Source organism: Streptomyces sp. NPDC058697 (assembly GCF_042715345.1).
Classification (GTDB): Bacteria; Actinomycetota; Actinomycetes; order Streptomycetales; family Streptomycetaceae; genus Streptomyces; species Streptomyces liliifuscus.
Genome location: NZ_JBHXSU010000001.1, coordinates 402,500 through 423,891 on the forward strand (window position 1 = coordinate 402,500; position 21,392 = coordinate 423,891).

Genomic DNA, 21,392 nt, shown 5'->3' on the forward strand with positions numbered 1-21,392 from the left:
TCCACACGCACGAGTTCCGCAGGCACGAGTTCGTCGTCGGTCGCACCGGTCGGCTGACTCGGGTTCATCGATCGCTCTCCTCTTGGTCCGTCGGTCCGGTCGTCCAGGCCACGACGTAGTCCCTGTCCGGCAGTCCCGGCGGGTTGCCGGTCCGCTCGCAGTGCACGGTGTACGCGCGTTCGAGGCGCCCCGAGACCAACAGCCGGTGTCCGGAGGCGTCTTCGGCCGTCGCTTCGAGCACGGTGAAGTCCCGGGGGCGTCCGCGGAAGCCGGTGCCCTCCGCCTTGGCGACCGCTTCCTTGGCCGCCCAGAACCGGGTGAACCACAGCGCCTCCGATTCGCCGGTGGCGGCACAGCGGGCGCTCAGCAGCCTCAACTCGTCCTCGCCGAGGGCGACTGCGAGGGTCTGCGCATCCCTCTCGACGACCTCTTCGATGTCGATGCCCGGCCCCGGCTCGGGCCTGTGCGGCCGTACGATCGCGACCCCGGCCTCCGCGCGATGGGCCAGCGAGACGTCCAGCTGCGGCAGGGTCCGGCCGTGCAGGCCGGTCACGTACGGCCGCCCCGACTCGTCGTTGCGCACCCGGATCTCGGCCGGGAAGACCGGCCCTTCGCCGTGGTCCCACAGCCACTGCCGTACGGCGTCCTTGGCGGCGATCCGCCCGAGCAGCCACTGTCTACGCCCCCGGGGAGCGTGCCGCTCGTACTCCGAACGCTCCGCGCCGCTCAGGGAGTTGCGCATGATCAGGTCGCGCGAGGCGAGGTCGGGCCAGCGCTCGTGGAGCAGGGACCAGCCGCCGGGCCGCGCCTGCGAGAGGGTGTTGCGCTCGGGGAACCGCTCTACAGGCCTGGTCTGCGGGTCGTTGTCGAAACGACGGTCCTGCCAGCCCGTGAGCTCCGCCCACACCTCCCCCGCGACGACCAGTTGGACGTCGGCTTCGAGCACGGTGTCGGTGAGGGAGGTGATCCTCACCAGGCAGTCCACATCGGTCCCGGGGCGCGGGTGCGGTCCGTAGAACCGCATGTGCCGCATCTGGACAGGGAACACGACGGTCCGTTCCGTGCGGGTCGCCATGATCCAGTAGCCGAGTATCTGGCCCACGTTGTCGAGCAGGGCGCCGGGGGCGGGCGGCGTGGTGAGCACGCCTCGTACGTGCCTATCGCCGATCGCGGTGAGTTCGGTGACCCCTTGGAAGGCTGGTCCGTGGAACATCCAGCGCTCGTCGTAGAGCTGGGCCGCGGTGTGGTCGGGGGCTCGTTCGGAGGCGGGGTCCGTATGCCACGGGGACGGGGGTGTCACCGGATAGTCGGCTGCGAGTTCTACCACCGCACGAGCCCGGGGGCCGAAGGAGACCGCGAGGCGGCCGGGGCCGTCGGGGACGGCGGTGACCGGTACCTCGACTGCCGGGGTGGCGGTGAGCCACTGGTCGAACCGGGCCCCGTGCACCGCGACGGCCAGCATGCCGGGGGCAGCGTCCTGGGCCGCTTCCTGAGCCGCGTCCTGAGCCGCCTCCATGATGTGGTGAACGATCGTGGTCGCAGGGACGACCGGCCAGCGGTCGGCAACATCGGGCCAGCCGGGCCGCTGCGGGAAGAAGCAGTGGTCGAGGAGGTACGGCATCGTTTCTGGGGATACGCGGACGGTGGTGTGCCATTCCTGGGCGGGTGGCTTGGGAGCAGGGGGCGTGAAGGGGGACGCGGGGGCTTGGGCGGGAGCGGCTGCCCGGGCGGGGGCGCGGACCGGAGAAGGCGGCACCGCGCGAGCAGGAGGAGAGGTCGTGGCCGAGCCGGAGCGGCGGCTGCCTGCCGTGATCAGTGCGGCGGCCGTGTCGGCCGTGTCCCGCAACAGCGCGCTCAGTTCGGCGGCGACCGGCATGCGCGTGGCGAGGGCTTCCAGGGGCGACGGGCCGGCGGCGACCGCCGTGGGGACGGCGTCGCTCGGGGCCGGTGTGCCTGTCCCTGCCGGAACTCGGTGAGTGGGCGAAGCCACGGCCCGGGATGCCGACAGCTCGGTGCGCAACTGTGTGAGGGCCGGGCCGTCGAGCGAGACGAGCGCCCCGCCGAGGTCGAGGCGGACCTTCGGCCGGGCCGTCCGCGCGGGGCGCACGGGTTCGACGGCCTCCGCCGAGCGAGTGGACGGACCGACGGAAGGAGCGGAGGCAGTAGCGGAAGCGGAGGGACTGGCGGAATCGGTGGGACTGGCGGAACGGACAGCGGACGGCGGCAGCGCGGGTGCGACCGCCGCAGACGGCGGCAGCGCCGGAGCGACAGCCGCTCCCACGGTCCACAGCGCCGTCGCCACCCGGCGGAGCTGGGCGAGGCCGGTGCGGTGGGGCGAGTTGGCCGCCACGACCAAGTGATCGCGCCCGCTCAGCGTGTCGCCGACGAGTGAGCCGAGCTGCCCCGTGCCGACCTGGACGAAGGTGCGATGGCCCGCCGTGTACATGGCCTCGATCAACTGCTGGAAGCGGACCGGTTCCAGCAGGTGTCTGACGAACAGGTCGCGTACGGCGGCCTCTTCGGCGGGGAAGGGTGCCGCGGTCGTTCCCGACCACAGGGGCACGGTCGGCGGATGCAGCCGGAACCGGTTCGCCGCCTCCTCGATGGGTGCGAGGTAGGGCTTCAGCATCGGTGTGTGGAAACCGGACCGGAAGGGCAGCACCTGGCTGAGTACGCCCCGGGCGCGGAAGGAGCGTACGAACTCCTCCACGGCGTTCTGCGGTCCGCACACCATCGACTGTTTCGGCGAGTTGTCGTGGGAGAGGACTATTCCGGCGTCCGTCCACCCGTCGTCGAGGGCCTCCAGGACGCGTCCGGCGGGGGCGCCGAGAGCGGCGAAGGACAGGCCGGGGACGGTCAGCGCGTCGGGGTCGAACGACGCCATGAAGTCGCTCACCTCGTCCCCGGCGTAGATCCCTGCGGCCACCATCGCCGTCCACTCGCCGACGCTGTGCCCGGCCACCGCGTCCGGGACGACGCCCATGCGGCGCAGCGCTCCGTCGAGCAGCCGGCCGACGCCGACGACACCGAATCCGTGGCGGCCCACGTCCGAGACCCGGGCCGCCCCCTCGATGTTCCGGGTGGGCCCCGGGACGCGGGGAAGGCCGAAGTGGGCGGCGACGTCGTCGACATGGGGTTCGAAGTCGCCTTCGAGCCCCGAGAAGACGAAGGCCAGCCTGCCGCGCTCGTTCACGTCCTCAGCGCCGCCGAGCAGCGGACTCGGCGTGAACCAGACGTCACTGCGGCCGTGCCAGGCGCGTCCCTTGGCGACGGCCCGACGGGCCAGGGCGAGCCGCTTGGCGGTGGGGGCCACGATGCCGAGCCGGGCCCGGCCCGCGTCCGGATGCGTCCGGCCGCTGTCGAGACCGGCCGCGAGCAGGGCCGAGTCGTCGGCCTCCAGCAGGGCGGCGAGGCGCTCGGGGCTGTCGGCTGCGAGCAGGAGTACCTGCTCCGGCTCGGCGACGGAGGCGGTCACAGTCGCGGCGCCGGTCCGAGAAAGGGACGACGGGGGTACGGGCTTGGGCTCGGACTCGGACTCGGACTGGGGCAGCAGCAGGGACGGCGGCGAGGGCGAGGGCGAGGGCGGGGAAACGATCGCCGCGTGCCGGACGGCCCGTACGCCAGGCGCCTGCTCCAGTACGACATGCGCGTTGATCCCGCCGAAGCCGAACGCGTTGACGGCTGCCCGGCGCACCGGCTGCCCGGGACCGGTCTCCCAGGGCGTCGCCGTCTCCAGCGGACGGAAGCGGGTGGCCGCGAGCGCGGGGTGCGGATCGTCGCAGTGGAGCGTCGGAAGGAGCATTCCGTGGTGGACGGCGAGGGCCGCCTTCACCAGGCCGGCCACTCCGGCGGCGGGCATGGTGTGGCCGATCATCGACTTCACCGAACCGATCACCGCGGGATCATCGTCCGTGCCGGGGCCGAACACCTCGGCCAGGGTGGCGAGTTCGGCCGCGTCACCGGCCGGGGTCGCGGTGCCGTGGGCCTCCAGGAGGCCGATGGATCCGGGCCGGGCGGGATCGAGGCCCGCCGCTTGCCAGGCCTGGCGTACGGCGTGGGCCTGGCCGCCGGGGTCGGGGTTGACGAGACCGGCGGCGCGGCCGTCGCTCGCCACGCCGGTGCCCCTGATGACCGCGTAGATCCGGTCGCCGTCGCGTTCGGCGTCCGCCAGTCGCTTGAGCACCACCACACCGGTGCCCTCGCCGATCAGGATGCCGTCGGCGCCGCGGTGGAAGGGGCGGATCCGCTGGCTCGGGGAGAGCGCGCGGAGTTGGGAGAAGACGCTCCAGAGCGTGATGTCGTGGCAGTGGTGCACTCCCCCGGCGAGCATCAAGTCGCAGCGCCCGGAGGCGAGTTCGCGCACCGCCTGGTCGACGGCGACCAGCGACGACGCGCAGGCGGCGTCCACGGTGTAGGCGGGGCCCCGCAGATCGAGGCGGTTGGCGACGCGCGAGGCCGCGAGGTTGGGCACCAGGCCGATGGCCGACTCTGGGCTGTCGGGCCCGAGCCGTTCGGTGAACGCCGCCCGGACCCGGTCGAGTTGGCCGGCGTCCAGGTCGGGCAGTAACTCGCCGAGCGTGCGCACGAGTTGACCGGCGGTGCGGACCCGTTGGTCGAGGCGGACCAGACCGGGGGTGAGGTAGCCGCCCCGGCCGAGGACGACGCCGATGCGGTGCCGGTCGGGCAGCCGGTCCTCGCCGCCCGCGTCGGCGAGGGCGGCGGCGGCCACGTTCAGGGCGATGAGCTGGTCGGGTTCGGTGCCGGGCACCGAGTTCGGCATGATCCCGAACCGGGTGACCTCCACGTCGGCCAGCTCGTCGACGAAGCCGCCGCGCCGGCAGTACACCTGGTCGGCGACGGCCGGCCCGGTCGCGGAATCGGGGCGGTAGTAGTCGGCGTCCCAGCGCCCGTCGGGTACGTCGGTGATGGCGTCCGTGCCCGCCAGGAGGTTCCGCCAGTACGCGTCGAGGTCGGCGGCGCCGGGCAGCAGCACCGCCATCCCCACAATGGCGACGGAAGAAGGAAGTTGACGCCCTCTCAGTTCATCCCGGCTCAGCTGATCCCGATCCGCCTGATCCGTCAGGTCGGTCAAGTCGTTCATGTCACCAGCCCGACGAGGTGTAGACGACGGCTCCGGCGGACTCGTCGCCCCAGGCGAGTTCACGGAGCAGCGCGGCGGTGCCCTCCTCGGGGTCGATGAGCTTGATCCCGCGCCTGGCGTACTCGCGTCCGAGTTCCGGGGTCACCATTCCGGTGTGACCGCCGGTCGGCGCCCACGGTCCCCAGTGCACGGTCAGGGCACGGTGGCCGGTGCGGGCGGCCCAGTCGGTGCCGAGGCTCTGGAGGGCGTCGTTGGCGGCCGCGTAGTCGACCTGGCCGCGGTTGCCGAGGACGGCCGAGATGCTGCCGAACAGGACGGCGAACGCGGGCCCGTTCGGGAACTCCTCCAGCGCTGTCAGCAGGGTCTCGGCGCCGCTCGTCTTCGTCTCGTACACGCGCTGGAAGGACTCGGCGGTCTTGTCGGCGATCAGTCGGTCCTCGATCACTCCGGCCGCGTAGACGACACCGTCGAGCCGGCCGTGCTCGGCGTGGATCTCCTTCACCGCCTGGAGCGCGGCGTCCGGCTCCCGGAAGTCCACGGAGTGGTAGCGGGCCGGGCTGCCGAGCGCCGTGAGTTCGGCCAGGGTTGCGGTGATCTCCCGCTGGGCCAGGACGAGTTCGGCTTCGCGGTTGATGTCGGCGGGCGTCAGGCCACCGCCCGCGCGGGCGGCAAGTACCGTACGCAGCGCCGCACGGTCCGCGGCGGCGGCGATGGCCGGATCCTCGGATCCGGTCGGCGCCGGCGTCCTGCCGAGCAGTTCGATACGGCACCGGGAGGCCGTGGCGAGTGCGGCGGCGAAGGTCGCGGTGATGCCGCGGGCTCCGCCGACCAGCAGCACCACGGAGTCCCGGTCGAGGCCGATGGCGGCGGCCTCGGCGGCGCCGTCACCCGCCGGTCCGGCGCCGGTGGTGCCGAGGGCACCCAACGGTGTCTCCACGAGCTCCAGTCCGTGGCGACCGGCTGCCGTGCGCAGGACGACCGGTGCCGGTTCGGCCGCGAGCAGTTCGGCGAGCAGCGCGTCGGCGACGGCGGCCGGCGTGGTGTCTTCAACGTCGACCACCCGTGCGACGGTCTCCGGGTACTCGCGTGCGACCGTACGGAACAGGCCGTGCAGCCCCGCCGACCGGAGGCCCGGGGAGTCCCCGTCGGCGGGCCGGGCGGCGAGCAGCCAGCGCGGGCCCCGGCGCAGAGCGGCCTGGAACACGGGGAAGGCGTGGGGCAGTACCAGTGACGGGGAATCGGCGAGGGAGTCGAGGTACAGCACCCCGTCCACCCGGCCGTCCGCGTCGGTGAGCAGGTGCTCCGGGCCGAGGACCACGGCGTCGGCTCCGTGCCCCGCGAGCCGGGAGCGGACCTCCCGGGCGACGTCCTCGCTCTCGTCGCCGAGGAGGACGAACCGCTTTCCGGCCAGTACGGCGGACGCGTCCACCGAGCCGTCGCCGTCCTGCTGCTCCAGCAGCACGGGCCGCAGCTGGAACCGCTTCGGCGCCTCGCCGGTGACTGCCACCGACTCCGGCGTCTCGGTCCGCCCGACCGCCGTGCCGTTCCCCGGCCCTGCCGGCTGTCCGGTCGTAGCAGGAGTCGTACTCGGAGCCGTACCGCCGGACGGTTCGGCGGGCCCCGCCAGACGCGCGGCGAGCCAGCCCGTCACCGACGCGGCCGTACGGGCCTTCGCCAGGTCCTCCAGTTCCGCGTCGTCGAGCCCGGCAATGTCCACGCCGCCCCCGGCGCCCAGCCGCTTGGCCAGTTCGCCTGCGATTTCGGCCCGCTTGATGGAGTCGATGCTGAGGTCGGCCTCCAGGTCGAGATCGGGCTCGATCATGTCCACGGGATAGCCGGTGCGCTCGCTGATGATCTCCAGCACGACCGCCAGGACGTCCGCTTCCGTGACGGCTTTCGTGACCACCTCCGTCACCGCCTCAGGGGCGGGCGCCTCGGGGATGGCGATCTCAGGTGCCAACTCCAGCCGTGGAACCTGCTGTTGGGCCTCAGCAAGCTCGGCGGCCGGTACCGGCTGCTGCTGGGTGCCGACCGCGGCAGGCGCGGGAATCCACTGTCCCTGCGCGGCGCCGAAGTAGGTGAGCAGCACGTCCCGCTGGGCGGCCACCATCTCCCGGCTGGTGCGCAGGTATTCGACGATCAGCGCGTCCCTGTCGGCCGGGGCGCCCTCTCCGTGGTTCGGGTGGCTCGTCGTCACTGTCGTCTCCACAACGCGTCGGGCCGGCGCGAGGGCGCCGGGGAGGAGTTCGCCGGCGGCCGTACGGACCAGTTGCCCGTCGACCGTCCATCCGGGCCGTTTGGGCTCCGGGGTCCGGGTCGCGTCGACGGCGTCGCGCCCCTGGAACAGCCGACCGGTGCGTACCGGCAGCCCCGCCACGGCCAGTTGGGCCAGTGCGTCGAGCCAGCCGCGCAGTCCGCTGTCGTGGCGCGGCTCGCACGCGACGGTGCGGTGCGGGCGGTCGCCGAGGATCTGCGCGACCAGTCGGGTGAGTACGGAGCCGGGGCCGGCCTCGACGAAGATCCTCGCCCCGGCCTCGTACATGGCCTCGATCTGTGCGACGAATCCGACGGGGGCGCCTATCTGGGCGGCGAGTTCGGCGCGGATCTCGTCAGCACGGTCGCCGTACGGAGCCGCCGTGCGGTTGGACCACACCGGGAACTCGGGCGTACGCACGGGCCGGCTCGCGAGTGCCTCGGCGAACCGCTCTCCGCCGGCGGCCACCACCGGGCTGTGGAAGGCGCAGGCGACGGGGATCCGTTCGGCGCGGTGTCCCGCCGCGCGCAGCAGTTGCACCGCGGTGGCCAGCGCCTGCGTCGGGCCGGAAATCACCGTCTGCCGGGGCGAGTTGTGGTTGGCGACGACGACCGTGCCGGGGGCGCCCGTCTCGCGCAGGGCCCGTTCGACGTCTTCGGCACCGGCCGCCACCGCCGCCATGGTTCCAGGATCCTCGCCGACGGCCGAGAGGATCGCCGCCGCCCGCTCGGCGCTCAGCTCAAGCAGCGCCTCCGGTGTGATCGCGCCCGCCGCGCAGAGGGCGACCAGTTCGCCGTAGCTGTGTCCGGCTGCCATGTCCGGCCGTATCCCGGCCGCGGTGAGCAGTGCGTGGGCGGCGAGTCCGGCGATGCCCAGCGCGGGCTGGGCGACCCGGGTGTCGGTGATCCCGGCCCGTTGGCGGTCCCTGGCGTCCGTGTCGAACGCGGCGGGCGGGTACAGCGCGTCGGCGTAGTCGCGGCCGAGGTGCAGGTAGTGCTGGAGCTCGGGGAAGGCGATGAACACGTCCGCGAGCATCCCGGGCCGCTGGCTGCCCTGGCCCGGGAAGAGGAACGCGACCTTGCCGTCGGCCGACGCCGTCCGACGCGAACCGGACGGCACCTGCCCCGCGTCCACGCTCGCCTGCACCGCATCCGCCCGTGCCTGCTCCGCGTCCGCCCCCGCCTGTCCCACGTTCGCGCTCGCCTGCTCGCTCCCGTCGGCCGGGGCTCGTCCGACGTCCGCGAGGTGGATGCCTCCGGCCGGATCGTGCTCCCCCGCCAGCGCCCGGCGCAGTTGGCCGATCAGCTCGTCGACGTCGGTGGCCACGACGGCCACTTGGACCGGTTCATGGCGAGTGTCGGCGCGGCGGGACGCGCTCAGCGCGAGGTCGCGCAGGCGCCACGGGCGGCCGTCGGTCTCGGCGGCCCCGAGTACGTCCTCGATGGCTCGCCGGGCCGCCGCCGAATCCGTACCGCGGAAGGTGAACAGCTCGGCGGGCCAGTTGTCCAGGCCATGGGCGGGCGGTTCGGCGGCCGTGTGGGCGCTGAGCACCACATGGAAGTTGGTCCCGCCGAAGCCGAACGCGCTGAGCCCGGCGACCCGTTCCTCGGCGGGGGCCGCCCAGGGCCGCGGCCGTGCGTGGAAGACGAACGGGCTGGCCTCTTCCTGCCATGCTGAGTTCGGCCGCTTCATGTGCAGGGTGGGCGGCTTGACTCCGGTGTAGAGGGACAGGACGGTTTTGATCAGACCGGCGAGACCGGCGGCGCACTTGGTGTGCCCGATCTGCGACTTGACCGAACCGAGCGCGCAGCCGCCCGACTTGGCCCCGGCCTCGGTGAACACCTCGCTGAGGATGGTCAGTTCGGTACGGTCCCCGACCACGGTCCCGGTGCCATGGGCCTCGACCAGGCCGACATCGGCAGGTGAGATCCCCGCGTTGCGATAGGCCCGCTCCAGTGCGGCGCGCTGGCCCTCGGGGCGGGGAGCGGTCAGTCCGAGCGAGCGGCCGTCGCTGGAACTGCCGACTCCCTTGATCACGCCGTAGATCCGGTCGCCGTCCCGTTCGGCGTCCGCGAGCCGCTTGAGCACGACACAGGCGATGCCCTCGCCCAGGGCGATCCCGTCCGCCGAGCTGTCGAAGGCCCGCGACCGGCCGGTCGGGGAGAGGGCGTGCACGGAGGAGAAGAGGGCGTAGTCGTTGATGCCGTTGTGCAGGTCGGCGCCCCCGCACAGCACGACGTCGCTCGTACCGCCGACGAGTTCCTTGCAGGCCACGTCGACGGCGGCCAGTGACGACGCGCAGGCGGCGTCGACGGTGTAGTTGGCGCCGCCCAGGTCCAGCCGGTTGGCGATCCGCCCCGAGATGACGTTGGCAAGCATGCCGGGGAAGGAGTCCTCGGTGAGCCGGGGCAGTTGACTGTCCAGACCTGCGGGAACCTCCCCGTAGTAGGAGGGCAGTACGGCACGCAGGGTGGCGGCGTTGGAGAGGTCGCTGCCCGCTTCGGCGCCGAAGACCACGGAGGTCCGCGAACGGTCGAAGCCCCGGCCCCGCTCCCCGTAGCCGGCGTCCTCCAGTGCCCGCCGCGCGGCTTCGAGTGCCAGCAGCTGTACGGGCTCGATGCTGCCCAGTGAGGTCGGCGGGATGCCGTAGCGCAGCGGGTCGAAGGGGATCCGCGGCAGGAAGCCGCCCCACTTCGACGGGGTGGCGCCGTCCGTGTCCTGCGAGTAGTGCACGGCGGGGTCCCAGCGGTCGGCGGGGACCTCACCGACGCCGTCGTGGCCGCCGAGGATGTTCGCCCAGTAGGCGGCGAGGTCGGGGGCCCCGGGGAACATGCAGGCCATGCCGACCACGGCCACGTCAAGCGGCTCGGGCGCCGCGGGCTCCTCGGCCGTGTCCATCCCGAGGCGTTCCCGGAGCAGAGCCGTGCGGGCGGCGAGGAAGCCCGCCGCGCCGGTGGTGACCGAGCCGTGCAGCGCGCTGATCGTGGTGGTCACCGAGCGCAGCACGGCCACTTCCCCGGCCATGAACATGCCCTCGGACAGCTGGCGTTCCTCGGCCACGGCCGCCAGTTCGCCGGTGGCGTCCCGCTCGATCCCCTTGCTGGCGATGCGCAGCCGCCCGACGTTGAGCCGTTCCAACTCCTCCCAGATCCGCCGCTCGGGCACGCCTCGCTCGCGCAACTCCGCCTCGAACTCCCGGTAGTTCTCGCTGAACGGGCTGGGCACACAGCGGGTGGCGTGGCCGGGCGCGGTCTCCAGCAGCGCGGTACGCGTGGCGGCCATGACCTGCTGCTGGAAGAGCGGTTGGACCGCTCCACACTCCACCGCTTCGTCGGTGAACAGATAGGCGGTTCCCATGAGGACGCCGACGGCGGCCCCGCGCGCGGTCAGTGGAGCGGCGAGCGCGGCGACCATCGCCGACGAGCGCTCGTCGTGCACGCCGCCCGCGAAGAACACCTCGACGCGTTCGGCCGTTTCGGCGTCCGACTCGTCCAAGAAGTCTTCCAGCACGGCGAGTTGGGCCTCCCACAGCGGGAAGCTCGCGCGCGGGCCGACATGGCCGCCGCATTCGGAGCCCTCGAAGACGAAGCGGCGGGCTCCGGCGTCGAGGAACTGGCGGAGCAGTCCCGGCGAGGGCACGTGCAGGAAGGTGCTGATCCCGGCCCGCTCCAGCGCCTCGGCCTGGGACGGTCGCCCGCCCGCGATGATGGCATGCGTGGGCCGCAGTTCCCGTACGGCTTCGAGCTGGGCGTTTCTGGTCTCCTCGGGTGCGAAGCCGAGCACGCCGACACCCCAGGGCCGGCCGGCCACGGCGGCGCGGGTCTCCTCCAGGACGGTACGCGTCTGCTCGCCGCTCGCGAGGGCCAGCGCGATGAACGGCAGGGCACCGTCCCCGGCGACGGCCGCGGCGAACCGTGCCTGGTCGCTGACCCGGGTCATCGGCCCCTGGGCGACGGGCAGGCGCGTGCCGAGCGCCCGGCTCATCGGGGACCCCGGGCGCAGTGCCCCGGCCGGCCCGTCGTCGCGTACGGCGTCCTGTACGGAGGCGGTCAGGGCGCGGACCGTGCGGCCCGCGTCGCCCCAGCGTTCGGCGAAGCGGGCGGCGAGGAAGCCGTCCTGACCGACCGGCAGGAGCTGGGTACGCGGGTCCTGGGCACCGAGCATCCCCGACACCAGCAGCGGATCGCCGGCCGGAACGCGCGGCGTGTCCGGGCCCCGGCGGTGCAGCACCCGGTGCTCGCCGATGACAATCGTCTCCGAACCGTCCATGGACCGCAGTGCCGCGGCCGCCGGCTCCGGAAGCCTCGCCCCGGCGAGCAGCGCCAGCTGGCTGTCCAGGACCACTCCGGCCGCCCCACCGGCCACGGCGGCCGCTGCCGTACGAGGCCCGATGCCGCCGCAGGCCCAGACGGGGAGGTCCACGCCGGGCTCGGCGAGCAGGTGCTGGAGCAGGACGAAGGTGCTGAGCTCGCCGATCCGGCCGCCGCTCTCGCTGCCACGGGCGATCAGACCGTGCGCTCCGGCGCTGACCGCCGCCAGAGCCTGGTCCAGGTCCGTGACCTCCACCAGGACCCGGTACGTGCCGGTGACCTCGTCGATCTGCCATGGCGAATCCGTGCCGAGGACGACGGTATGGAGGCCACCGTCCTCTCGCTTTCCCGGCTTTCCGCTCTTCTTTCCGGAAGCGAATTCTCCGGGCTCGAGTTTCCCTGGACCGAGTTCTCCGGGAGCGATCCGGCAGTGCGCTCCGACCCGCACTCCGAACGGTCCCGGTGCCCACCGCCGGAGGGATGCCAGCGCCTCTCTGGCTCTTCGGTCACCGACCCCCAGGTCAAGTACCCCTAGGCCGCCCGCACGGCTGACCGCTGCGGCAAGCCTGGCTTCGGGTTCACCGAACGGGGTGATTCCAATGATCATGTCCTCGGCGCGCACAGCAGACGTCATGATTCTCCGAAATAATCGGTGAGACTGCACGGTGGGGGGTGCCTGGAGACGACGAATTGGTCCACGCGGACATACACCGTTTACGCGGCGTCGGGGGAAACTCCCACGCGAAAACCAACCCGTTGGAAGCTAGCGCCACAGTTACCCGTCGGTCAACATGGCACCGACCTCGCGCTACACCGTGGAATCGATCCAGCCAGACCCCCGTCGGCCCTCAAGAACCGAAAACCCGGCCAATTGCAATCAGTCACTACGCTAGCCGGACGACAGCGCCGCAAATCCGCCAAAAGCAGCGCAATGATTCACCCTCGTGAAACACGGAGGGCAGCGCAACGCCACTCTGTAAAATTCACATGTCCGCAAGAGAAGTCCCCGTGAGACGACACGCCGAAGATCGGCACGCGGCACGATGTCGAGAAACAAATCCCCACACACCTGACTCCATCACGGGACACCGCTCCGGCCCATTCACAGGGATTTCCCTTTTACCCGCCCTCTCCCCCCGAACAGCCAGCAGAATTTTACCTCTCCGCAACCGCAAGACGTTTCAGGAATCTTTCCGCCGACACCAGGAGACCGCACTTCGGACCAATCGGTCGAATCGCTCTCAGGGAACCAATCGCTCCGGGCCGACCACGACAATCAGGCCGCGGGTCCGGATGCACCACAACGCCTCCCCCACCCCGACTGTGATCTACACCGCAGAGGCAACCCCGCCGCCGGGACCAACGTCTTGATCGACAACGAGGTGGCGCGGCGGCGCCGGTGACCCGTCAGCCCAGGACACATGACCCGGGGTGGAAAGCAGGGCACTATACACATCGCGTATACACAACGTGTATACGTGTGCGAAGCCAGGTCCGCCGCCTCGTCCGAGCATCGACAGACCGAAAGGCACGCATGTACGGCAAGGCATTCGCACCCGAGTACCAAGGTGCGCTCACCACCCTGTCCGTGAACTCCTCCCTGGTCGACGTACTGGCCGCGGGCACCGAGCAGTTGGCCGCCGCCGAGCGCGCCGGAGCACGGGGAGAGGTGGCGCGCTCGGGTCTCGCGGTCGCGGAGGCGCACCGGCGGCTCGGACAGGTGGGCGACGCCGACCGCGCGTGGAAGGCGAGTTACCGCGCGGCCCGGGAGGCCGGCGACACCGCCGCGATGGCATGGGCCCTGTGGAGCGGCGGCACGCTGGCCCGCCAGCGCGGCGCCTTCCCTCTCGCCTGGCGACTGCTGGGTCTCGCGGCCGAGTTCGGCGAACGCGGCGGCGACATCGTCGTACGCGGCTACTCGCTCGCCGGCATGGCGGAGACGGGCCGCATCCAGGGCGACTACGAGGCGGTCGGCGCGCTGCACGAGCAACTCCTGGCCGAGGCACGCAAGCGCGGCGAGGCGCGGCACACCGTGTGGGCCCTGGAGGGCATCGCTCAGATACACCGCAACACCGGCTCGTACGACACGGCGTACGCGATGTTCGAGGAGGCCGCGGAGATCGCCGGCCGGGCCGACGACCGGCGCGGCCACGCGTGGGCGCTGCGCGGCCTGGCCGACATCGTGTCCGTCCGCGACGGGGATGCCGAGCGCGCGCTCGGTCTGCTCGCCGAGGCCGAGGTGACCTGCCGGGAGATGAACCTGTCGAGCGCGCTGGCGTACAACCACAAGATGCGCGGCAACGTCCTTTACCGGGCCGGGCGTTACGCGGAGGCCCGGGACGTCTACACCCAGGCGCTGGCGGAGTTCCGGGCGATGAGCGAGCCCCGCGGGGAGGCGCTCTCCCGGCTCGGCCTCGCCAAGTCCCTCGCCCACCTGGGCCACGACCTCGACGACACGGCGGCCGAACTGGCCGATCTCGCCCAGGTGTTGGAACGCATCGGCCTGCGGCACGCACGACAGATGGTGGCTCGCGCACAGGCGGAGTTCGGCATCGTGACCACCAGCCCGCCAACTCCCGGCACCCCGGCCCCGACCGCCACCACCAGCACCGCCACCGCCACCCAAACAGATACGGCCGCGGACGCAGCTGTCGGCACCCCCGCAACTCCCCCGGCAGGCACGGAGGTTCGGCGATGACCGTGACGACCTCCGCCCCGCATCCGACCGTCTCGACCACGGCCGATACCGAGCGGGCCGTTCAACTCCTCGACCGCAGCCGGGCGTTGGTGCGCCCCGCGCTGACCGAGGCGGTGGGGCGGCTGCATCCGTGGGTGGCTGAGATGGCGGCGTACTCCTTCGGCTGGTGCGAGGCCGGTGGCGCGCCTACCGCCGCCGCGGCGGGCGGCAAAGGGCTGCGGCAGGCCCTGGCCGTCCTGGGCGCCGAGGCGGCCGGGGCACCCGCGCGCGCGGGAGTGAGCGCGGCCGTGGCGGTGGAGCTGGTACACACCTTCTCGTTGCTCCACGACGACATCATGGACGGCGACGCGACCCGGCGTGGCCGCCCCACGGTGTGGAAGGCGTACGGCACCGGCCCTGCCGTGCTCGCGGGGGACGCCCTGTTCGTCCTGGCCGTGGAGACGCTGGCCTCCGCGCCCGGCAGCCACGTACCGGCAGCCGTCCGTCACCTGGCCACCGCGCTCAACGACCTCGTGAGCGGTCAGGCCGACGACCTGCTGTTCGAGTCGCGCCCGTGGACCGGTCCAGAGGCCGTCCGCCCCGACGAGTACCGGGCGATGGCCGAGCACAAGACCGGCGCGCTGCTGGGCTGTGCCGCCGCCCTGGGTGCCGTACTCGCCGGAGCCCCGGCGGAGACGGTCACCGCGCTCGACCGGGCGGGCCGTCATCTCGGCCTGGCCTTCCAGGTGATCGACGACCTCCTGGGCATCTGGGGCGACCCCGCCGTCACGGGCAAGCCGGTCCACGCGGACCTGCGTCGGCGCAAGAAGACGTTCCCGGTTCTGGCGGCTCTCGACACCTCGGCCGCCGACCGCCCCCTCACCCGCCTACTGGAGGGGACCGAAGACCTCGACGACGCGGCCGCCCGCCGGGCCGCGGCCCTGATCGAGGAGGCAGGTGGCCGGAGCACCGCGCTGGCCGAGGCCCACCGTCACATCGCCCACGTCCACGCGTGCCTCGACGGCCTCCCCACGGGTCCGCACGCGCTCCCCACGGCTCCGCGCGCGGTCGACGATCTGCGTGCGCTGCTGGCCTTCCTCGTACGTCGCGAGATGTGACCAACTCCTTTGTCACACCGACCTCTTGACGCCGCAGAAAGCCCTTGCCACACTCACCGCCCGCCATAGAAAACGCTTGCTGCGACGCTGTCGCGCGGGCGGTGGACCCCCACACAGGAGAAGAAGACGAGATGGGACGCAGAGCCGCACCTCACCTCATCCACAAAACCAGCAGGACCAGCAGGACCACCGAACCCCCCACGGCCGCCGGAGCCCGCGGGAGGCGGGCCGGCGTCACCGTCGCATGCGCGACCGCCCTGCTCACCGGGGCAGCCCTGCTCACGGCCCCCGCGAGTGCGGCCCCGCGACAGGCGGCGGCAGCGTGCGGCGAGGGTTCGTACCAGGCCGAGGCCGTGCTGAACGGCAGCACCTGGACCGCCCGGCGGGGCAGCAGTGTCACGTACACCGGTACCGACATGCGGGCCGCGATGCAGGCGGCCGTCAACAGCCTTACGGCGGGCCGTACTTCGAAGGAACGGGTGGTGGTGCGCGGCTCGGGCGCCATCGGCGCGGGTTCCCGGGTCTCCCTGCCGAGCTACACCGTGCTCGACGTGTGCGGCACCATCAATGTCACCGGTTCGGGCTCCGGCGACCAGGCCCCGGTCTACGCACGCGGCGCCCGGGACATCGAGGTCCAGCATCTGAACCTCACCGGCACGCCGCTGTACGGGATCTTCATGCGCAACGTCACCAACGTCGTGCTCGGCCAGATCGACATGCGTCTCTCCCGCGGTCTCGGCGTACGCATCGACAACCGCGGCGACACCAGCCAGTGGACACGCAATGTCCGGATCGACAACGTGTACGTCTCCGGGGCGAGCAGCCACGCCGTGGAGACGTACGGGGTCGACGGCCTCACCATCGGCACGGTCACCGCACGCAACGTGGGCGAGTCCGGTCTCCTGCTGAACCAGACCGTCAACGCGACGGTCACGAAGGTCGACGCGGACGGCGCGGGCGCCGGTACGGGTTACGCGGCCTTCCGCATGGCCAACCGCAACGGCCGGATCGGCAGCGCGTACCCGACCAATGTGCGGGTCGGCGAGGTCGTCGCGCGCGGCGGCGGGCGGGGTGTCTTCTGCGTCTCCGAGAGCGGCGGCGCGACCATCGACCGCGTCACCATCTCCGACACCGGCAACAACGCGATCCTGATCGAGAACTGCTACAACGTGAACCTCGCCGCCCAGAGCGGCAGTGTCACGGGCGGCGGCGAGATCCGGCTGGCCGCCCGCTCGGAATTCCCGAACAACTCGGACATCACCGTCCAGAACCTGAGGGTGACCAACTCCTCGATCAGGGAGAGCCCTTGCGGTATCAACACCACGTTCCGCAACAACACCCTGGTCAACAGCACCCAGACCATCTGCTGACGTCCGCCGGGGGTCGGTCCGGCAGTCGGCAGGGCGGTCAGTACGGCAGGAGGCGGCCCGAGGGGGTCCTGCGGTCGATCGTCGTGTCGCGCGCGGTCGTCGTGCGGCGGGTGGGACGGATGCGGATCCGGCGGTTCATGGCGGCCTCCTCATTCCTGGTACCACCAGCCTCCGCGCCGCCGCGGTCCCGCACATCGTGCCCATGGAGGCCTTCGCCCTGGTCCCGTGGCGGCAGTCGCCGTGGACGAGGTACTACCGAGGAAGGACGTGGGCCCCTACACGCGCCCTCTCACCTGCGTACGGCCGTCAGGGGCGGCGCGGCTCCGGACCCCAGTAGGACGGGCCTCCGCCGCGCCATTCGATGAGGGGTGACACCGCGGCCTCGTTCTCGTCGAATTCCAGGCCCGCGCGGCGCAGGAACTCGACGACGTCCGGGAGGTTCATGGCGACGCCGATCGACTCGCCGTGGACCGTCACGCGCCGCCCGCCTTCCTCCTGCGGCGGGTGCATGATCACTACGGGATGTTCCGGCATGCCCTCAGCCTCACCCGGACCGCCCCGGCGCGCATCCGGGGGCCACTGGGGGCCGCCGGAAATTCGCCGAGAACGACGTCGGCGTGCGCCTCCCCACGAGACGCACGCCGACGGACCGGGCCGTTCGCTACGCGACGGCTCTACTCGACGGCCCCGACCAGTCCCATGGCGGGGGCCGCGAGGTCGGTCACCTGGTGGAGCTGCTCCAGCTGGTAGAGGCCGTTCAGCTCGTTTAGCTTGTCGAGCTGGTCGGAGACCCTGGGCATCTGGGCCTTGTGCTCCGCGGGAAGGTCGCTCACCGCGAGCGAGTCGAGCATCGCGATGGGGTTCACCTTTCCCGTCTCCGGGGTGGTGGCAGCGCTCGCGGACGGTACGGCAAGGCCCGTGACGCCGACGGCGAGGCCAACGGCGGCGACGATACGTCGTGTTGAGATCATGCCTTCAGCAACGGTGGCGGGCCGCCCACGGACACGGCCGCATCCGGCCCCTCACCCGACAGGCTCATCGGCCCGGCTGCGCTTGCCGTGGCCGCCGCGCCGGAGGAGTCTCAGAGGGAGAGGCCCACTGCGGCCCGCTCCGTACCGGGCCGCGGCCTTCGCCAGTGGTCCACAAGGAGGTCCATCATGGGCACTGCGGAAAACCCCGGCTTCGACACCGAAGCGCTGCGCCGGGGCATCGAAGGCCAGAACGCGTCGGCGCTCCTGTCGCTGTACGCGGACGACGCGGAAATGCGCGTCGTCGACCGCAACACCCAGCCCAGCCATCCCAAGGTCATGCACGGCCGCGAGCAGATCCGCGAGATGCTCGACGACGTCTACAGCCGCGACATGACACACAAGTTGGAACAGTGTGTGGTCCAGGGCGACCAGGTCGCCTTCACCGAGTCCTGTCAGTACGCGGACGGCACCAGGGTGCTCGCGAACTCGATGATGTCGCTGCGCGACGGCAAGATCGTCGGCCAGACGGTGCTGCAGGCATGGGACGACGTAGAGCAGTGAGGGGTATGCCGGGGGTCCGGATCACGACCCGTCTGACCTGGACCTTTTCGGCTCGGAGCCGTCCGGGGCGGCCTCTGCGGCCTCGACCGGCTTCCGGAGCAGGTCGGCGAGTGTCCGCTTCTCTCCTTCTGACAGCACTGAGAGCAGCGCGTTCTCGCCATGTTCTTCGCAGGCCGCGTGCCGCTCGAACGCGTCGTATCCCGCCTCGGTGAGCCGTACGTGGACCCGGCGTCGGTCGGCCACGACGACCTGGACCACATACGGGCACGGGAGCGCTGGACCCGGGCGACCGCACTCGGCGCCCGAGCGGGGAACGTCCCCGGCATCGGTTCCTGGCAGGCCTGGACCCGACGGCCGGGCCGGAGGAGGACTCCTGACCCTCGACCAAGCCCCGTAAGGGGCGCGGGGAACTGCGCGACCAGCCACGGACGGCCCGCAGAAGAACGGCATACCAGCGGGAGCGTACTGTGGTCGCAGGCCGTGACTGGCGCTGAGGTGGAGTACCACCGGGGAGCGGCCCGACGCACACGTCTTCGCCGCGCGCCTGGGCATCTTCTACGACGCTCAGGAGTGGCTCATGTCCCAGGCCCAGTTGATGGACGGCACCGGTCCCGCCCGGCGAATCGTCGAGGAGACGGCCAAGCGGGCGGCCGACCTCACCGAACGCACCGGAGTGGCACCCTGTCTGGCCACCGTGCTGGTGGGTGAGGACCCCGCCTCCGTCACGTACGTACGCATGAAGCAGAACCGTTCCCGCAAGGCGGGTATCGAGTCGCGGCACGTGGCTCTACCTGCCGCGACAACGACGGCCGAGCTGGTCGGCACGCTCACCGCGCTGTCCGCCGACCCGGCCGTGCACGGCATTCTCTTGCAGCACCCGATGGGTCACCACATCGACGAGCGCGCGGCGTTCGAGGCGATCGCTCCGGAGAAGGACGTCGACGGGGTCACTCTGGCGTCGTTCTCCGCGATGAGCTTCGGGCTGCCGGGCTTCGCGTCGTGCACGCCCGGCGGGATCATGCGGCTCCTGGACGAGTACGACGTCGATCCGGCCGGCAAGCGGGCGGTCGTGGTGGGCCGAAGCGCGATCCTCGGCAAGCCGGTGGGGATGCTGCTGCTCGGCCGGGACGCCACGGTGACGTACTGCCACTCGCGCACGGCCGACCTGTCGGCGGTCGTGCGGGAGGCGGACATCGTGGTGGCCGCGGTGGGGCGGCCCCGCCTGATCCGCGGCGAGGACATCAAGCCGGGCGCGGTCGTCGTCGACGCCGGCTACAACCCCGGCAACATCGGCGACGTCGACTTCGACAGCGCACGGGAGCGGGCCTCGCTGATCACTCCCGTACCGGGCGGCGTCGGTCCGATGACGATCGCCACGCTGCTGGCCCAGACCGTCGAGGCGGCCACGCGGCAGACCGGCGCCTGATCACCGCATCCACGCGCTGTAGTCCACGACGTCACCCGCCCTGAGCCCGTACTCGGGCTCGGCGACCGAGGCGGTGCTCTCCAGGCCGAGGACGGCACCGCTGACCGGATCCATGATCAGCATCCGGTGGTAGCCGGTGCCGTCGTACACGTACGCCTGACCGTGCCGGCCCAGCCGATCGGTCACCTGGCCGACGGGCCGCAGCCCGTCGGCGTCCGCGAGGAGCCGGGCGAGGGCCGCGACCTCACGGGTGCCGAGGGTCCAGGTGTCGAGCAACAACCGTGTGGCGTCGAGCAGTTCGCGCGTGGTCAGGGGGGTGTCGGTGTACTGCGCCTCCTGCAGATAGGCGCGCAGCCGCTCGGCGTCGTGCGGGGGCGGCGACTCGGGCGGGGCATCGCTCCAGCTCGGCGGGAAGGTCTGTTCGCTGATGACGTGACCGTCGTCGACGAGACGCGAATCGCCGTCCTCGTCGGACAAGACCGGACGGCCCGGGTGACGCGGGTCGGTCGCGACGACCAGTTCCGTGTGGCTGTCGTCCGCGTTCCAGCGCACGATGCGCTCCACGGGGAGCGTGATCGGAGGCTTGTCCTCCGACATGCCCATGCTCCACGACTGCACATGCGTGCCCTTGCGCAGCCCGGCCGAACCGTCCGCCGCGGCCGCGTCGGCCCGCTCTGCCAGCCGGTCCAGCGGTACGGGGGTGGAGTCGGCCCGGACCACCAGCGGGCGCGGTGCGGCCACCGCGGGGGTGGTGCTCGGTCCCGCGAGGAGAAGGGCGAGGGAGGTCACGGCGACGGCAGCGGTCGTCGCGAGGGCCCACACCAGACGCGTACGACGGGGGCGGGGGCCGCGCAGCAGCCGGCCGAGGCTGGCACCGCCGGGCAGGAAACGGCCCGGCTTCGGGCGCTCGTCGGCCGCCGGGCCCACGAGCTGGTTGAGGCGGCGCTCGGCGTCGTGGCCGAGCGGTCCGTCGCCGAAGCGGGGGTCGCCGGACGGCACCGGGTTGGCGCGGCGCAGCAGTTCGAGTTCGTCAGCCATGGCGCTGCTCCTTCGGGGTGTCGCGGCGAGGAGTGGTGGGACCGGCGGCCACGGCGGTGCGCATGCTGTCGATCTCGGCTCTGAGCCGACGGCGGGCCCGGTGCAGCCGCATCGCCGCCGCCCTGCTGCCGCAGCCGAGGGCCACGGCGACCTCGTCGATGCCGAGTTCCTCCCAGGTGGTGAGCCGCAGAACCTCCTGGTCGGCGGGCGCAAGCCGGGCCAGCGCCTCGTGCACCCAGGCGCCGGGCCGCTCCGAGTCGGGGCTGTCCACGATCTGCCGGCCGTGCGCGGTCTCGTCGTGACCGAGCCTGTCGACGAGTCGCCGGCGGCGTCCGTAGCCGCGTACCGCGTTGGACAGGCAGTTGCGTGCCACGCCGTACAGCCAGGGAAGAGGGGAGGCGGGCAGGTCGGAACGGCGTCGCCAGGCGACGGTGAAGACCTCCGCCACCACTTCCTCGACTTCACTCGTCCGCCCGTCCAGTCGCCGCGCAACGTACCGGCTGACCGCCCAGTAGTGCTCGCGATAGGCAGCGGCGAAGGTCTCGTCGTTGCTCATGTTCCGTAGG

At 72.1% G+C, this 21,392-nt stretch carries 12 protein-coding genes and 1 riboswitch; of the genes, 5 read left to right on the forward strand and 7 right to left on the reverse strand.

All coding sequences use genetic code 11. The features are described 5' to 3' along the window. Window positions 1–64 precede the first annotated feature (64 nt). Both ACFWXQ_RS01830 and ACFWXQ_RS01835 read right to left on the reverse strand, forming a co-directional pair. Complete coding sequence (locus tag ACFWXQ_RS01830) at window positions 65–5,101, reverse strand: beta-ketoacyl synthase N-terminal-like domain-containing protein (protein WP_383942046.1); 5,037 nt, start codon at window positions 5,099–5,101, stop codon at window positions 65–67. 1 nt (window position 5,102) lies between these two features. Beyond that, window positions 5,103–12,299, reverse strand: coding sequence for an SDR family NAD(P)-dependent oxidoreductase (locus tag ACFWXQ_RS01835; protein ID WP_383942049.1), 7,197 nt, complete (start codon window positions 12,297–12,299; stop codon window positions 5,103–5,105). Between the two features lie 900 nt (window positions 12,300–13,199). On the opposite strand from ACFWXQ_RS01835, the gene ACFWXQ_RS01840 reads away from it, so the two are divergent. The 3 genes from ACFWXQ_RS01840 to ACFWXQ_RS01850 all read left to right on the forward strand — a co-directional run bounded on the left by ACFWXQ_RS01840 (window position 13,200) and on the right by ACFWXQ_RS01850 (window position 16,830). After that, window positions 13,200–14,363, forward strand: a complete 1,164-nt coding sequence (locus ACFWXQ_RS01840; protein WP_386267295.1) for a tetratricopeptide repeat protein — start codon at window positions 13,200–13,202, stop codon at window positions 14,361–14,363. Then, a complete protein-coding gene (locus ACFWXQ_RS01845) occupies window positions 14,360–15,460 on the forward strand; it encodes a polyprenyl synthetase family protein (RefSeq protein ID WP_383942055.1) in 1,101 nt (366 codons plus the stop codon). The genes ACFWXQ_RS01840 and ACFWXQ_RS01845 overlap by 4 nt, the downstream gene beginning before the upstream one ends. A gap of 131 nt (window positions 15,461–15,591) precedes the next feature. Further along, complete coding sequence (locus tag ACFWXQ_RS01850; RefSeq protein ID WP_383942057.1) at window positions 15,592–16,830, forward strand: hypothetical protein; 1,239 nt, start codon at window positions 15,592–15,594, stop codon at window positions 16,828–16,830. A 306-nt stretch (window positions 16,831–17,136) separates the two neighbouring features. Here ACFWXQ_RS01850 and ACFWXQ_RS01855 read toward each other — a convergent pair whose 3' ends face one another. Together ACFWXQ_RS01855 and ACFWXQ_RS01860 are read right to left on the reverse strand one after the other, a co-directional pair. Next, on the reverse strand, window positions 17,137–17,364 hold the full coding sequence (locus ACFWXQ_RS01855) for a hypothetical protein (protein WP_383942059.1): 228 nt from the start codon (window positions 17,362–17,364) through the stop codon (window positions 17,137–17,139). Between the two features lie 140 nt (window positions 17,365–17,504). After that, window positions 17,505–17,801: a hypothetical protein gene (locus ACFWXQ_RS01860; RefSeq protein WP_189842815.1), complete on the reverse strand. Its 297-nt coding sequence runs from the start codon at window positions 17,799–17,801 to the stop codon at window positions 17,505–17,507. Window positions 17,802–17,987: 186 nt separating this feature from the next. Between ACFWXQ_RS01860 and ACFWXQ_RS01865 the strand changes: the two genes are divergently transcribed. After that, on the forward strand, window positions 17,988–18,362 hold the full coding sequence (locus tag ACFWXQ_RS01865) for a nuclear transport factor 2 family protein (RefSeq protein WP_383942064.1): 375 nt from the start codon (window positions 17,988–17,990) through the stop codon (window positions 18,360–18,362). 21 nt (window positions 18,363–18,383) lie between these two features. On the opposite strand, the gene ACFWXQ_RS01870 is transcribed toward ACFWXQ_RS01865, so the two are convergent. Then, a complete protein-coding gene (locus ACFWXQ_RS01870; RefSeq protein ID WP_383942067.1) occupies window positions 18,384–18,620 on the reverse strand; it encodes a hypothetical protein in 237 nt (78 codons plus the stop codon). A 212-nt stretch (window positions 18,621–18,832) separates the two neighbouring features. Next, window positions 18,833–18,919, forward strand: a riboswitch (ZMP/ZTP riboswitch). A 20-nt stretch (window positions 18,920–18,939) separates the two neighbouring features. Between ACFWXQ_RS01870 and ACFWXQ_RS01875 the strand changes: the two genes are divergently transcribed. Further along, complete coding sequence (locus ACFWXQ_RS01875) at window positions 18,940–19,788, forward strand: bifunctional 5,10-methylenetetrahydrofolate dehydrogenase/5,10-methenyltetrahydrofolate cyclohydrolase (protein WP_383942070.1); 849 nt, start codon at window positions 18,940–18,942, stop codon at window positions 19,786–19,788. On the opposite strand, the gene ACFWXQ_RS01880 is transcribed toward ACFWXQ_RS01875, so the two are convergent. Both ACFWXQ_RS01880 and ACFWXQ_RS01885 read right to left on the reverse strand, forming a co-directional pair. After that, window positions 19,789–20,826, reverse strand: coding sequence for a CU044_5270 family protein (locus ACFWXQ_RS01880; protein WP_383942073.1), 1,038 nt, complete (start codon window positions 20,824–20,826; stop codon window positions 19,789–19,791). Then, window positions 20,819–21,382, reverse strand: a complete 564-nt coding sequence (locus tag ACFWXQ_RS01885) for an RNA polymerase sigma factor (protein ID WP_383942075.1) — start codon at window positions 21,380–21,382, stop codon at window positions 20,819–20,821. Before ACFWXQ_RS01885 ends, ACFWXQ_RS01880 begins: the two co-directional genes overlap by 8 nt. Window positions 21,383–21,392 lie beyond the last annotated feature (10 nt).